This window comes from Streptomyces sp. NPDC127068, assembly GCF_042724695.1.
Classification (GTDB): Bacteria; Actinomycetota; Actinomycetes; order Streptomycetales; family Streptomycetaceae; genus Streptomyces.
In genome coordinates this window covers 68,908-82,317 of record NZ_JBHXEN010000024.1, presented here as the reverse complement: position 1 = coordinate 82,317, position 13,410 = coordinate 68,908, and the positions used below count along the sequence as shown (strand labels likewise).

12 protein-coding genes are annotated in these 13,410 nt (G+C 74.0%); 6 read left to right on the top strand and 6 right to left on the bottom strand.

Translation table 11 applies throughout. The annotated features are described in order from the left end of the window. Positions 1–100 precede the first annotated feature (100 nt). Both ACFWIA_RS17295 and ACFWIA_RS17290 read left to right on the top strand, forming a co-directional pair. Positions 101–631: a two-component system response regulator gene (locus tag ACFWIA_RS17295; protein WP_387005461.1), complete on the top strand. Its 531-nt coding sequence runs from the start codon at positions 101–103 to the stop codon at positions 629–631. A gap of 221 nt (positions 632–852) precedes the next feature. Next, positions 853–2,094: an ROK family protein gene (locus ACFWIA_RS17290; protein ID WP_387005458.1), complete on the top strand. Its 1,242-nt coding sequence runs from the start codon at positions 853–855 to the stop codon at positions 2,092–2,094. A 35-nt stretch (positions 2,095–2,129) separates the two neighbouring features. On the opposite strand, the gene ilvY is transcribed toward ACFWIA_RS17290, so the two are convergent. Beyond that, positions 2,130–2,987: an HTH-type transcriptional activator IlvY gene (gene ilvY, locus ACFWIA_RS17285; RefSeq protein ID WP_387005455.1), complete on the bottom strand. Its 858-nt coding sequence runs from the start codon at positions 2,985–2,987 to the stop codon at positions 2,130–2,132. Between the two features lie 212 nt (positions 2,988–3,199). On the opposite strand from ilvY, the gene ACFWIA_RS17280 reads away from it, so the two are divergent. Beyond that, positions 3,200–4,624 carry a ketol-acid reductoisomerase gene (locus ACFWIA_RS17280; protein WP_387005553.1) on the top strand — a complete coding sequence of 475 codons (1,425 nt, stop codon included), beginning with the start codon at positions 3,200–3,202 and terminating at the stop codon, positions 4,622–4,624. A 15-nt stretch (positions 4,625–4,639) separates the two neighbouring features. Here ACFWIA_RS17280 and ACFWIA_RS17275 read toward each other — a convergent pair whose 3' ends face one another. Further along, positions 4,640–5,800 carry an NAD(P)/FAD-dependent oxidoreductase gene (locus ACFWIA_RS17275; RefSeq protein WP_387005550.1) on the bottom strand — a complete coding sequence of 387 codons (1,161 nt, stop codon included), beginning with the start codon at positions 5,798–5,800 and terminating at the stop codon, positions 4,640–4,642. A gap of 437 nt (positions 5,801–6,237) precedes the next feature. On the opposite strand from ACFWIA_RS17275, the gene ACFWIA_RS17270 reads away from it, so the two are divergent. Further along, complete coding sequence (locus tag ACFWIA_RS17270; RefSeq protein ID WP_387005454.1) at positions 6,238–6,546, top strand: SHOCT domain-containing protein; 309 nt, start codon at positions 6,238–6,240, stop codon at positions 6,544–6,546. A gap of 41 nt (positions 6,547–6,587) precedes the next feature. Here the strand turns inward: ACFWIA_RS17270 and ACFWIA_RS17265 are convergent, their stop codons facing one another. Next, positions 6,588–7,103 (bottom strand): ATP-binding protein, encoded by a 516-nt coding sequence (locus tag ACFWIA_RS17265; RefSeq protein WP_387005452.1) that lies wholly within the window; start codon positions 7,101–7,103, stop codon positions 6,588–6,590. Between the two features lie 216 nt (positions 7,104–7,319). Beyond that, a complete protein-coding gene (locus tag ACFWIA_RS17260; protein WP_387005450.1) occupies positions 7,320–7,673 on the bottom strand; it encodes a hypothetical protein in 354 nt (117 codons plus the stop codon). Positions 7,674–7,893: 220 nt separating this feature from the next. Here ACFWIA_RS17260 and ACFWIA_RS17255 point away from each other — a divergent pair, with 220 nt between their 5' ends. Further along, a complete protein-coding gene (locus ACFWIA_RS17255; RefSeq protein WP_387005448.1) occupies positions 7,894–9,117 on the top strand; it encodes a PLP-dependent cysteine synthase family protein in 1,224 nt (407 codons plus the stop codon). 5 nt (positions 9,118–9,122) lie between these two features. Here ACFWIA_RS17255 and ACFWIA_RS17250 read toward each other — a convergent pair whose 3' ends face one another. Then, positions 9,123–9,596 carry an SRPBCC family protein gene (locus ACFWIA_RS17250; protein ID WP_387005446.1) on the bottom strand — a complete coding sequence of 158 codons (474 nt, stop codon included), beginning with the start codon at positions 9,594–9,596 and terminating at the stop codon, positions 9,123–9,125. An 80-nt stretch (positions 9,597–9,676) separates the two neighbouring features. Beyond that, complete coding sequence (locus ACFWIA_RS17245) at positions 9,677–10,516, bottom strand: DeoR/GlpR family DNA-binding transcription regulator (RefSeq protein WP_387005443.1); 840 nt, start codon at positions 10,514–10,516, stop codon at positions 9,677–9,679. 379 nt (positions 10,517–10,895) lie between these two features. On the opposite strand from ACFWIA_RS17245, the gene ACFWIA_RS17240 reads away from it, so the two are divergent. Next, the gene (locus tag ACFWIA_RS17240; RefSeq protein WP_387005441.1) at positions 10,896–13,388 is read left to right on the top strand and encodes a hypothetical protein; all 2,493 of its coding nucleotides are present in this window, start codon (positions 10,896–10,898) and stop codon (positions 13,386–13,388) included. Positions 13,389–13,410: the final 22 nt, after the last annotated feature.

Genomic DNA, 13,410 nt, shown 5'->3' with positions numbered 1-13,410 from the left:
CGGCTCCGTTCCGGACGGGATACTGACCGATGTCCCACGCTCAGTATCCCCGCTGTCGCTCTGGGCATATGCTGAATGGCCCTAGCGAGGGGAATGCGGCATGACGTCGGACGCCAAGATCCTCATCGTCGCCGACCATGAGGACACGCTCTACGCGCTGGAGAGCGCGTTGTCCCCGCTCAGCCACGAGGTCGTCTGCGCCACCAGCGGTGACGCGGCACTGAAGGAAGTCCTGAGAGGCAACACCGGCCTGCTGCTGATCGACGTCAGGATCCCCGACGCCGGCAGCCTGGAGGTCGTCCGCTACATGCGACGGGTCGAACAGACCCAGTACATACCCATCGTCCTGGTCACCGGCTTCGGGCCGGACGCCGCACTGTCGTCGGCCGCGCTCCGGCTCGGCGTCGCGGACCTGGTGCCCAAGCCCGTCGACCCCTGGGCCCTGCGCACCAAGGTGGACTTCCTCTTCCGAACCCATCAACGACTACGCGCACTGGAAGCCGAGTTGCGCGAGTTGCGGGCCCGACCCCCGTCGCGGACCCTGTCCGTCCGGGGTCGGGCCCGCAGCTCGCGGGCGGCCGTCCCACGGGAACTACCGCTCCAGCCGGACTCGGCACCCCAGGGCGGCTGATCCGGTCGAGCCGTCCGCACCGCCCGTCCGCCGCCCTTCCGCACCGCCGGTCCCGCCGTCCGGACACACCGCCCGGACGGAGGGACCGACGGCCCGACGGAGACCTACGGGGTGGAGATACGGGGGAGAACGCGCCATGAACGGCCGGGTCCCGGCCGAGACCCGTACCCAGGGGCCGCATGCGGAACGCGCGGCGCGCCGATCATGACAGACTCGCTCCCATGAGCGGCAAGACGGCACCGAGGTCGGTGGGTGACGGGTCCACGCGCACCCGACTCGAACGGGGGCGCGGCGCCCTCGGACCAGCACTGGAGCTCGTGCACACGGGACGGGCCCCCACCCGGGCCGTCCTCACCGCGGAACTCGGCGTCACCCGGGCCACGGCCGGCGCGGTCGCCGCCGAACTCGAATCCCTCGGGCTGATCCGCGTCGACTCGCACCCGAGCGCACCCACCGGTTCCCAGGGCCGTCCCTCCCACCGCCTCCACCTCGCCGACGACGGGCCGGTGGTGCTCGCGGCGCAGATCCACTCCGACGGGTTCCGCGCCGCGTTGGTCGCGCTCGGCGGACGCATCGTCGCGACCGCGCCCGGCTGCGGGACGGTCGGCGCGGACCCGGCGGGCATCCTCGGCGCGGTCGTCGCCGCCGGCGCCGATCTGCTCGCCGCCACCGGGCGGCGCTGCGTGGGCGCCGGCCTCGCCGTACCGTCCGCGGTCGCCGAGCCCGAGGGGACCGCGCTCAACCCCGTGCACCTCGCCTGGCCGCCCGGCTCCCCGGTGCGGGACGTCTTCGCCGAGCAGGTGCGGGCCGCCGGGATCGAGGGACCCGCGCTCACCGGCAACGACGTCAATCTCACCGCACTCGCGGAGTACCGCCACGGGGCCGGCCGGGGCGCCCGTGACCTGCTGTGCGTGGCCACCGGGCACACCGGTGTCGGCGGGGCGCTGGTGCTCGACGGCAAGCTGCACACCGGTAGTTCGGGGCTCGCGCTGGAGGTGGGTCACCTCCGGGTGGACCCCGAAGGACGGCCCTGCCACTGCGGGGGGCGGGGCTGTCTGGACGTCGAGACCGATCCGCTCGCGTTCCTCATCGCCGCGGGCCGTACCCCGGGTCCCGAGGTCTCGCACCTCCAGCAGGCCAAGGACCTCATCCGGGACGCGTACGCAGACCCCGCGATCCGGCGGGCCACCGAGCGGCTGATCGACCGTCTCGGCCTCGGCCTCGCCGGGCTCGTCAACATCCTCAACCCGGACCGGATCATCCTCGGCGGCCTGCACACGTCGTTGCTCGAAGCCGATCCGGAACGGCTGCGCGCGGTCGTCGCCGACCGCAGCCTGTGGGGCCGCAGCGGAGGCGTGCCCATCCTGCCGTGCGTACTGGACCACAACAGCCTCGTCGGCGCCGCGGAACTCGCCTGGCAGCCGGTGTTGGACGATCCGTTGGCCGCACTGGGCCACGACTGACCGGCGCGACGCGGGCGTACGGGGTCGGGTGCCGGTCAGCCGCGCGGGGCCGTCCCGCTCCACAGCGCCGACACCAGGGGCCGCCGCAGATCGACGCGACGTACACACAGGCCGATGGTCAGCGCCTCGGGTTCGGGTTCCACGGGAACGACCGTCAAGACGTCGCGGACCGCGCTGTGATCGAGGACCAGCCGGGGGACCACGCCCGTTCCGCAGCCCAGTGCCACCAACGCCAACAGCCCCTCGTGCCCGTCCGGTTCGGCACTGATGCGCACCGTGCGGGCGTGCGCACGGAACCAGCGCTGGGCGGCCTCGCGGACCAGCCCCCGCCGGGGCAGGACGAACGGACCGGTCAGCTCCGGGTCCGGGCGGTCCCGCGCGGTGACGAACACCAGCGGGGTCCGCGCCACCGTGCGGCTCGCCAACGGGTCCGGCACCCTGACGGGAACGCCCGCCACCGCGATGTCCACCTCGCCCTCGTCCAACCGGGCCAGCGCGGTGGCCGCATCCCCGGTCCGTAGGTCGATCCGGACCTGCGGATGCGCTGCCCGGAACGGCGCGAGCAGGTCGGGCAGCAGAGTCTGACAGGCCGTCACGGTCGCGAACACGCCCAGCGTTCCCGTCAGTTCGACCGGATCGGCATGCCCGGCGCGGTACTCGTGCCACAGATCGAGGGCGCGGGCCGCGTACTGCCTGAAGCGTTGCCCCTCCGTCGTCAACGCCACCCCGCGCGGGCCGCGGTCGAAGAGTCGGGCCCCCGCGCGGACCTCCAGCCGCTGCACGGTCCGGGTCAGCGTCGCCGGACTGAGGTGACAGTCCAGACTGGTCCGCCCGAAGTTCAGCGTCCCCGCCAGGTGCAGGAACACCCGCAGCTCCTCATGATGCTCGGACACCCTGCCACCTGGGCCTTTCTCCTAGCGGAACGCCCCGCTGCACAAGTTGCGCTTGCTGCAACGGTGTGCCGGAGCCTACAACCCTTGGCATGACACCGAGCAACCACGCCCACCCGGCCCCACCCACCCGCCAACCCGCCGCGACCGCCCAGGACCCGACGACCCCGCGCCCGACGAACACCTTCACCTCCGCCGTCTTCGCCCCCGAGACCATGGACGTGCCCGGCGGCACCGAAACCGTGCTGCGCGGCGGACGCCACCTCTTCCCCCTGCTGCCCGAGGCGTTCGCCGGAGTGCGCCGCATCGGAGTGATCGGCTGGGGTCCGCAGGGCCGCGCCCAAGCCCGCAACCTCCGCGACTCCCTCGCCGGTACGGACGTCCGCGTCACGGTGGGCCTGCGCCCGGGTTCGGCCTCCGCCGCCGATGCCCGCGCACACGGCTTCACCGAGGCGGACGGCACCCTCGGCGACTGGCTCGACGTGACCGCCGGGAGCGACCTCGTCATCCTGCTCATCGCGGACGCCGCGCTCGCCACCCACCACGAGCGGATCTTCGCCGCGCTGAAGCCCGGCGCCACCATCGGGCTCTCCCACGGGTTCCTCCTCGGCCACCTACGGTCCCGCGGCGCCGACTTCCCGGCCGGACACGGCGTCATCGCCGTCTGCCCCAAGGGGATGGGCGACTCCGTGCGGCGCCTGTACGAACAGGGCACCGAAGTCAACGGCGCCGGCATCAACAGCAGTTTCGCCGTCCACGCCGACCCGGACGGCCGTGCGGTCGACCGCGCCCTCGCCTGGTCCGTCGCGCTCGGTTCCCCGTACACGTTCCGCACCACGCTGGACAGCGAGTACCTCTCCGACGTCGTCGGGGAGCGCGCGATCCTGCTGGGCGCCGTGCACGGCCTGGTCGAGGCGCTCCACCAGCACTTCCGGCTCGCCGGCGACGACCCGGTGACCGCGTACGAACGTTCCTGCGAGAACGTGACAGGACCGCTGGCCCGCACCGTCTCCCGCGAGGGGCTACGCGCCGTCCGCGAGGGCTTCGACGCCGCCGGCCGCGGCGCCTTCGACCGGGCGTACACCGCCGCGTACGGGCCCGCGCGCGAGATCGTCGCGGAGATCTACGACGAGGTCGCCGACGGCACCGAACTGCGCAGCGTGATCCTCGCCGAGTACCGGCTCGCCGCCCGACCCATGACCGAGATCGGCCGGTCCCCGATGTGGGCCGCCGGGCCCGCCGTGCGCGAACGCAGGAAGACCCGTCCGGTGGCCGTCGACCCGCTCACCGCGGGGATGTTCACCGCCACGACGACCGCACAGATCGACGAGTTCGTCGAGCGCGGCCACCCCTGGTCCGAGATCGTCAACGAGTCCGTCATCGAGGCCGTCGACTCCCTGTTGCCCTACATGCACGCCCGCGGCGTCGCCCACATGGTCGACAACTGCTCCCGTACCGCGCGGTTGGGCGCCCGTCGTTGGGGACCGCGGTTCCAGGCCGCGTACCAGCAGATCGCGCTGCCCGCCGTCGAAGAACCCGCCGACCCCGCGCTCCTGGAGGCGTTCACCTCCCACCCGGCGCACCGGGCCCTGGCCGCGGCGGCGGCGCTGCGTCCCGCGGTGGACATCGCCGTGCGGTGAGCCGGGCCGCGCGGATCAGACGACGTGCGACTCCGGGCGCGGGGCGGCGGCGCCCGGAGCGAAGCGCCCGGCGTGCAACGGGCCGACGTCGACGAACGGCGCCCGCCCCAGGCACAGGTCCCGGACGATCTCGCCCACCGCCGGAGCCTGGAGGAAACCGTGACCGGAGAACCCGGTGGCGTACACGAAGTTGGCGGGGGCGACCGATCGACCGAGCACCGCGTTGCCGTCGGGGCTCATCTCGTACAGGCCCGCCCAGCCGCCGCCGAGCCCCACGTCCAGCAGCGCCGGCGCGCGTCGGGCCATGGCGGCGCCGAGCCGGGGCAGCCAGCGGGGCGAATAGGAGGTGTCGAAACCTGGCTCCTGCATCGGGTCGGACATGCCGATCAACAGACCGGGGCCCTCCTGGTGGAAGGAGAACGACGTGCCGAAGTCCACGGTGAACGGCAACGGCTCCGCCAGCTCCCGCAGGCTCCGCATCGGGCCGGTGCACAGCATCTGCCGCCGTAGCGGGGTCACCGGCAGGTCGACCCCGGCCATCGCCCCCACCGCGCCGGACCAGGCACCTGCCGCACAGACCACGGTGTCCGCCGTCACCCGGCCCCGATCGGTGACCACGGTGCGGACCTCGTCGCCCCGGAGTTCCAGGTCGCGCACCGTCACCCCGGTGTACAGCCGGGCCCCCAGCCGCCGGGCCGCCCCGGCGTAGCCGAGGACCACGGACTGCGGGGTGCAGTGGCCGTCGTGGGGGGAGTGGACGGCGGCGAGCAACCCCTCGGTGGTGATCAGCGGGGACAACCGGCGCGCTTCGGCCGGGTCGACCAGCCGACTCTCCACGCCCAGCGCGTTCTGGAGGGCCACGCCACGGGTGAACGCGGCGACGTCGGCCGGCTCCGAGAGGAGGAACAGGTGGCCGACCCGGCGCAGTCCGATCTCCTGACCCGGCCGTTCCCCGAACCGGGCGTACGCATCGAGGCTGCGGGCGCCGATGAGGACGTTCAACTCGTCGGAGAACTGGGCGCGGACCCCGCCCGCCGCCTTGCACGTCGACCCGGAGCCGAGGGCGCCGCGCTCCAGGAGCACCACGTCCCGGACGCCGGCCTCCGCCAGGTGGAAGGCGATGCTGGTCCCGATCACGCCGCCGCCGACGATCACGACGGAGGCCCGGCGCGGCAGCGGCGCGCAGGAGGCGGTGGCAGCCAGCGCCAGGGCGGTCGGCGGGAGCGGGGAGACGGGGGCGGGGGCACGGGTGCCCGGCCCCGCGGTGTTCGCCCCTGCGGGGCCGGGGGCGGGCACGGGGCGCGCGGAGGGTGGTGGGGGAGTGGCCAAGGGGAGGTCCTTTCCGCTCGGAGCGACCGGCGGTCATGGCCCCATGGTCCGCCGGGACCCCGACCGCCGTCCACCGAGCCACGCCCGGTTCCGCCCGCGACCGCACTCCCGGTCCGCGGGGGAGGGGGAGCAGGGCGCTGCCCCGTGCGGTACTCCCCGCGCGGTACCCGCAGTGCCGCTGGACGTACGACGCCCGGAACCCCCCTGCCGCGGGAGGCTCGAAGCATCCGCACCACCACCGGGCACGGCGTCGACCGGGCCCGTCTTCGAGGAGAGGAACCGTCATGGTGACACTGGCCGACTGGGGCGGCGGCGGGCCCGGCCCCTGGATCCTGCTGATGCCGCTCGTCTGGGCAGCCGTGGTGATCGGCGTGGTCACCGCCCTGCGCCGCACCGGCCGGGGCGGCGGGCCCGGGCCGTGGGGGTACCGCGGGGACCGGCGACCCCGAGTCGCTCCGCACGCCGACGCGGGCTCGCCCCTCGCCGTCCTCGGCCGCCGTTTCGCCGCCGGGCAGATCGACGAGGACGAGTACTGGCGACGGCAGTCCGTCCTCGCCCCGGACTTCGGCGCCCGACCGGACGACGGTTCCTGACCCGAACGGGTGTGACCCGGTGCCCGCGCACGGGGACCGGGTCAGCCCGGCAGCGCCGAGTGCGCCGGCACGGAGGTGACGGTCACCCACTCGTCCAGGGGGCCGGTCGTCACCGACCCGTACACCGCGTGCTCCGCAACGGTGGCCACCACGGGGGCCGGAGCGACGGCCGGGAGGGTGAACCAGACGATCTTGCCGGAGGTGCCGAACGGCCGTGCGCCCCAGCTCTCGCTGACGGCTGCGACCATCGCCAGCCCCCGCCCACTGGTGTCGAACGGGCCGGCCGGCCGCACCTGTGGCAGTCGCGGGTCGTGGTCGAGCACCGACACGGTCAACCGGTCGAACAACAACTCCATGTCGACGGTGCACGTCTTGTCGGGCTCGGCGTGGCGGTGGACGTTCGCGAGGAGCTCGGTGACACCGAGCGACGCATGGTCGATCAGAGCGTCCACATGCCAGTAGCGCAGTTGCGCGGAGACGATTCTGCGGATCTGTCCGATCCGCGACGGCAGGGCTTGTAGCTCCACCGTGCAGTGCCTGCTTGGCTCGCTGATCACGGCAACGACTCCCCGAATTGAGGTCCGGAAGAGGACGGAGTACCGATGCCAGCAGAACGGCTCCCCACCACCGCCTGCTGTCTGTCCGGCGGGCTGGTTCGCAGCGTCATCGCCGGTAAACCCTGAGTAACCTGAGTGAGGTGAGACCAGCGTGCCGCAAGGGGCCCGGCGCCGCAACTCACGACCACCGCGGACCGGCGGAGCGGGGCGCCGCCCTCAGGTGCGCCGTCGCACCCGGTCGGTCCGGTCGCCGGCCCGGCGCACGGCCTCCACGAACCGACGCGCCGCGGAGGAGTCCGACCGCTCCGCCGGCTGCTGCGGCTGCTCCTCGGCGTCCAGGGTGAGCACGTACCGGGTGCCGTTGACATCGGCATGGGCCCGGTCCCCCGGTGCGAACCAGGAGGTGCCCGCGCGGACCGTCCCCACCGGTGCGCTGTCGATCTCGCTGCCGTAGCTGGTGAGCAACTCCAGCCTGCCGCCGGTGATCCGCACCTGGCCGGCGCGGGTGAGGGAGCGCAGTCGCTTCTCGATGCGCACGCCCCGTGCCGTGAACTCCGGTTCCGTCGCCATGCCCTGGCCCCCTCATCGCCCCGTGCTGGTCCCGCAGTGGCAGTGTGCCCCCGCGCGAGGCTCCCGCGCCAGAGCGCGTCCCAAGGTTTGCCTTGAGCCTACCCAAGCGGTGTTTATGCAGGTGAGATGCGGTACGCAGACGCATATGATCGAGGCATAGGGCCCGCCACACGGGTGGGTTTAGCCGGCGCCCCGGCACCGGGTGCCCCGAGGAGACGCGATGAGCACCCCCCGAGCGGAAGACCTCCCCACACCGCCGCCGCACGGTGGTTCCGTGCCGACCGCGCCCCCCTCCGCCGGCCTCCCGGACCCCGTTCCCGCGGGCGGTGCCCCGGCCGGCGCGGGCCCGCGCCCCACCCTCGACACCGACCGCTCCGACGACGGGTACCGGGGCTGGCTGAAGGACGCCGTCCGCAAGGTCCAGGCCGACGCCAACCGTTCCGCCGACACCCATCTGCTCCGCTTCCCGCTCCCCGACGCCTGGGGCGTCGACCTGTACCTCAAGGACGAGTCGACGCACCCCACCGGAAGCCTCAAGCACCGGCTGGCCCGCTCGCTGTTCCTGTACGGGCTGTGCAACGGGTGGATCAGGCCCGACCGTCCCGTCATCGAGGCGTCGAGCGGCTCGACGGCGGTCTCGGAGGCGTACTTCGCCAAGCTGATCGGTGTCCCCTTCATCGCGGTGATGCCCCGTACGACCAGCGCGGAGAAGTGCCGTCTGATCGAGTTCCACGGCGGCCGGTGCCACTTCGTGGACGACCCGCGCACCATGTACGAGGAGTCCGCCGCGCTCGCCCGGGATACCGGTGGCCACTACATGGACCAGTTCACCTACGCGGAGCGGGCCACCGACTGGCGCGGCAACAACAACATCGCCGAGTCGATCTACCGTCAGCTGGAGCGCGAACGCTACCCGGAACCCGCCTGGATCGTCGCCACCGCGGGCACCGGCGGCACCTCGGCCACCATCGCCCGCTACGTCCACTACATGCAGTACGACACCCGGATCTGCGTCGCCGACCCGGAGAACTCCTGCTTCTACGAGGGCTGGACGACCGGGAACCCGGAGGTCACCACCGACCGCAGCTCACGGATCGAGGGCATCGGGCGCCCCCGGATGGAGCCCAGCTTCCTCCCCGGGGCCGTCGACCGGATGATGAAGGTCCCCGACGCCGCCTCCGTCGCCGCCGTCCGGGCGCTGGAGGACGCCATCGGCCGCAAGGCCGGGGGATCGACCGGAACCGGGCTGTGGAGCGCCCTGAAGATCGTCTCCGAGATGGTCGCCGCGGGCCGCACGGGCAGCGTCGTCACCCTGCTCTGCGATCCCGGCGACCGCTACCTGGACAAGTACTACTCCGACGACTGGCTGGCCGCCCAGGGCCTCGACATCGCCCCGTACCGGTCGGCGATCGCCACGCTGTTCAGCACGGGACGGTGGCCGTAGGGGGCTCAGCCGTCGAGGCCGGCGAGCCGTTGCGCCAGCTCCTCCATGGCGTCCCGGAAGGACCGCCCCAGTGCCGGGCGCGCCCGCCGCATCACGAACCGGAACACCGCCGTACCGTCCGCCGCCACCGTCCACTGCACCCGGGTGCCGTCCGGCGTCCGCGTCAACACCCACTCCTCCAACAACCCGTGCACCCCGGGCGCGTTGGTGAGGTCGACCCGATAGGCGTACTGCGCGGGCGCGTCGGAGGCGACGACCGTCTCCTCGAACCGGCCCCCGCCGCGCAGCCGCACCAGGCGACCGCCGTCCGTCGGTCGTGCCTCGGTGACCGCGCGGAACCACAACGGCCACTGCTCCACGTCCCTCGCCAAGGCCCGGAACACCACGTCCGGAGCGGCCGGGACCTCCCGTGCGAAGACCAGCCGCACGGGCGCGGTCGTGGTGAAGTCGAGCCCCACCGGGCTCAGACGGCGTGCCATGAGGACCCCCTCACAGATTCCGGCGCCGCGTGGGACCCCGGGTCGAGCGCCGAGCTGACGTCACCCTAACCGGCTGCCCGTCAGCTGTCTGTACCGTCCAGTTCGTCGTCCAGCTCGCCCGCGACGATGAGCCGAGGCAACACCTCCGCGACCTCCGCACGGGCCTCGGCGCGCAGCCCCGAGTCCGTCACCAGCGTGTCCACCTGATCCAGGGACGCGAACGAACTCAGTCCGACCGTGCCCCACTTGGTGTGGTCCGCGACCACGACCACCCGACGCGCCGAGCGCACCAGCCGCCGGTTCGTCTCCGCCTCCGCCAGGTTCGGCGTCGACAGTCCGGCCCCGGCCGATATGCCGTGCACCCCGAGGAACAGCACGTCGAAGTGGAGCGAGGCGATGGCCTGGTCGGCGACCGGACCCACCAGGGAGTCCGAGGGCGTACGCACCCCACCGGTCAGCACCACCGTGGCCGACCCCTGCCGTTGGCCCGAGCCGCGCTGCGCCGAATGGAAGACGTCGGCGACGCGCACGGAGTTGGTGACCACGGTCAACTCCGGTACGTCCAACAGGTGGTGGGCCAGCGCGAAGGTGGTGGTGCCGCCCGACAGGGCGATCGCCGCTCCCGGCACGACCAGGTGCGCCGCCGCCCGTGCGATGTCCTCCTTGGCGGTCAGCTCCAAGGCGGACTTCGCCTCGAACCCCGGTTCGTGCGTGCTCGCCTCGACCACCGGGACCGCGCCGCCGTGCACCTTCTCCAGCACGCCCTGCCGGGCCAGGGCGTCCAGGTCCCGGCGGACCGTCATGTCCGACACGCCCAACCTGCGCGTGAGTTCGTTGACGCGGACCCCACCCCGGCGTCGCACCTCGTCGACGATCAGGGCCCGACGTTGCTCCGCGAGGAGGTTCTGGTTCTCGGTCACGGCCCACTCCACCCGTTCGGCATCCGTCTGTCCCTCGCTGTCCATCACCGGTGCGGGCCGACTCGCTGCCACGCGTCCCCGCGGCGGGCGGGACGCTACCGGCCGATCGGTCCGACCGGGTCCGCACGCGTGCTCGGGCGGCACGGCGCGTCGACTCCCTCTCCCGGGGCACACGGGCTCACGGCAACCCCAGGGTCACCCATCCTCGCACGCGCCACTGACCGTCGTGTCGGCGGCGTTCCCTCCCGGTGCCCACGACGACCCCGCCGACCGGAAGTGCTCCCCCCAATCGGGGAGATTCCGTCAGGACCGGTGTGCAAGGACCCGGCCCGCGCGATTCTGGGCTCCTCACACGACACACCCCCCGGGGGGAAGCGCCATGAAGCGTGCGCGCACACCGTCCTCACCACCGGCGGACGCTCCGTCGCACCCGCCCGGAGCCGCACTGGAACTCCTCGTCCACGGAGTGGGCGGGGCCAGCGCACCACAGATGCTCAACGATCCGCGGACGGTCCGGGTCACCGGCGACGACACGGCGGCCGTCCACCGTCGGGCGGGTGACCTGGACGCCGAACGGCGGCCCGCCGGCGACGGCCGCCCGGTACCGGAGGCGTACGTCTGGTCGAACCTCACCTCCGGCAGCGGCAGCCGCGCGCTGTGGCTCCTGTTGCTGCCGTTCATGGTCGTCAACCTCGCGCACTGGATGCGCCCGGCCTCCGACGGGGGCGGTGGTGCCGCCCGCGGCTACGCCCTGTGCGTGCGCCTGGTCGCGCTCACCCTCACCGTGTTGTTCGTCGCCGCCGCCTGCGAAGTCGCCCTCGACCTCGTCGCCTGGCAGTGCGCGGGGTCCCGGCGCTGCGCCGCGGAGCTGCCGTGGTTCGGGTTCCTGTCGCCCGACCTCTCACCGGGCGGCTGGTGGACCCAGCCCGGCCGCCGCCTCGCCCTGGCCGCCCTCGCCCCGACCGCACTGACCTGCCTGCTCTGGTACCTGTCGCACCGCACCTGGAACGCCTACGAGTCCCAGCAGCCCCCGGACCTGCACTCCCGTGCCCCGGCCGCCTCGGACACCCTGTCCGCTGCCGAGGCCGAGGACCCGGTGGAGCGGCCGGACGACCGGACACCGCTGGCCCGGCCCGGCTTCTGGTACGGGCGCAGGCTGGTCGCGCGCTTGCGGGCCGCCCACACGGCCGCCGCGCTCCTCACCGTGGCAGCGACCGTCACCGCGCCCGCCCTCGGCTTCGACCACCGCAGCGGGGATTCAGGGCCGTTGACCGTCCTGGGCGTCGTGGTGACGGGAGTCATCGCCACCGGCACGGCGCTCACCGTCGCCGTGGTCGCTCGGCGGGGGCGCAGCGAACGACTGCCGGACCGCCGCCGGGACCGGGCCCGGGTACGGTTCCTCCCGCTGGTGGCGGTCGGCGTCCTCGCCTTGGCGGTCGGCTACGCGGGCTGGTCGCGGCCCGGGTGGCGCTCCCACGGCCGGCTGCCGGGGGACCTGGCGTTCGGCGCGCTCGCCCTGCTCCAGTGGGCGCTGGTCCTGGTGTTGGCCGTGGTCGCACACGCCCTGTACCGCCGGGCCCCCGCCACCCGGACCGCGTTGCGCGGCTTCGGCGGACCCGCCGCCACCGTGCTCGCCTGCGCCCTCGCCGGGGTCATGGCCGGCGGTGGCGCCCACCGGACCGCCGTTTGGCTGGACGACACCGGGCCCCCCGCCGGAGGCGACGCTCCCCTGCCGGGCCCGCCGGTCCTGCTCAGCTGGCAGGCGGCGGTACTGCCGCCGTTGTTGCTCGTCGTCGTGCTCGTGCTGGCCGGGCTCTCGGCGGTCACCCTGCACCGCGCCCGCACGGGGACGGCCGACGTCCGCGCGGACTATCCGGAGGAGCATCCGCCGGGCCCGCGCACCGGGCTCGCCGGGCAGGCGGCGGACGAGGGCGCCGCCGCCGCGGCACCCGGCGGCCCGCCCGACACCACCCCCGAGGACGCGGTGCGGGCCCGGCACATCGCCCTGGCCCGCGCCGGAGCGGCCCTCACCGATCGGGCCCCGCTCGTGGTCGGCACGCTCGCCGCGGCGACCCTGGTGTGCCAGGTGACCGCCCTCAGCGCCGCCTGGGCCACCCGCGCGGTGCCCACGGAGGCCGCCGCCGGGGCACCGGAGGTGGTGGCCGGCGCGGTGGAGCTGGCACAGACCGGGGGGTCGTGGCTCGTCGGGGCCGGGTTCCTGCTGCTCGTGGTCGCGGCCCGGCGCGCCTACCGGGACCCGAAGGCCCGGCGCACCATCGGCATCCTCTGGGACGTCGGCACGTTCTGGCCCCGGGCCGCCCATCCGTTCGCCCCGCCCTGCTACGCGGAACGCGCCGTCCCCGACCTCACCTGGCGGGTCCACACCTGGACCCGGCGGACCCGGGGGCGCCTGATCATCTCCGGCCACTCCCAGGGCAGCGTCCTCGCGGCGGCGGCGGCCTGGCAACTCGCCCCCCGCAGCCGTGAACGCGTCGCCCTGCTCACCTACGGTTCCCCGCTGGAGCGCCTGTACGGGCGCTGGTTCCCGTCCTGCTTCGGCTCGGCCGCACTGGCCGACCTGCACCGCGACGTGGACTGCTGGCGCAACCTCTACCGGCGGACCGACCCCATCGGCGGGCCGGTCCTGTTGCCCGGGGGCCGCGGCCCGGAGGTGGACGGGAGCCCCCTGAAGGACCCCCTCGCGTACGGTCGTACGTTCACGCATCCGCTGCCCGCACCGATCCTCGGGCACTCCGACTACCAGGCCGACCCGGTGTTCGCCCGGGAACGCGAACGGCTCCTGGACCGGCTGCGGCCGTCCGCCGTTCCGTCGCCCCGGCCGGACGGGGAGGCGGGCGGTCCGAGCGGCTGACCCACCGGCACGCCTCCCCGGG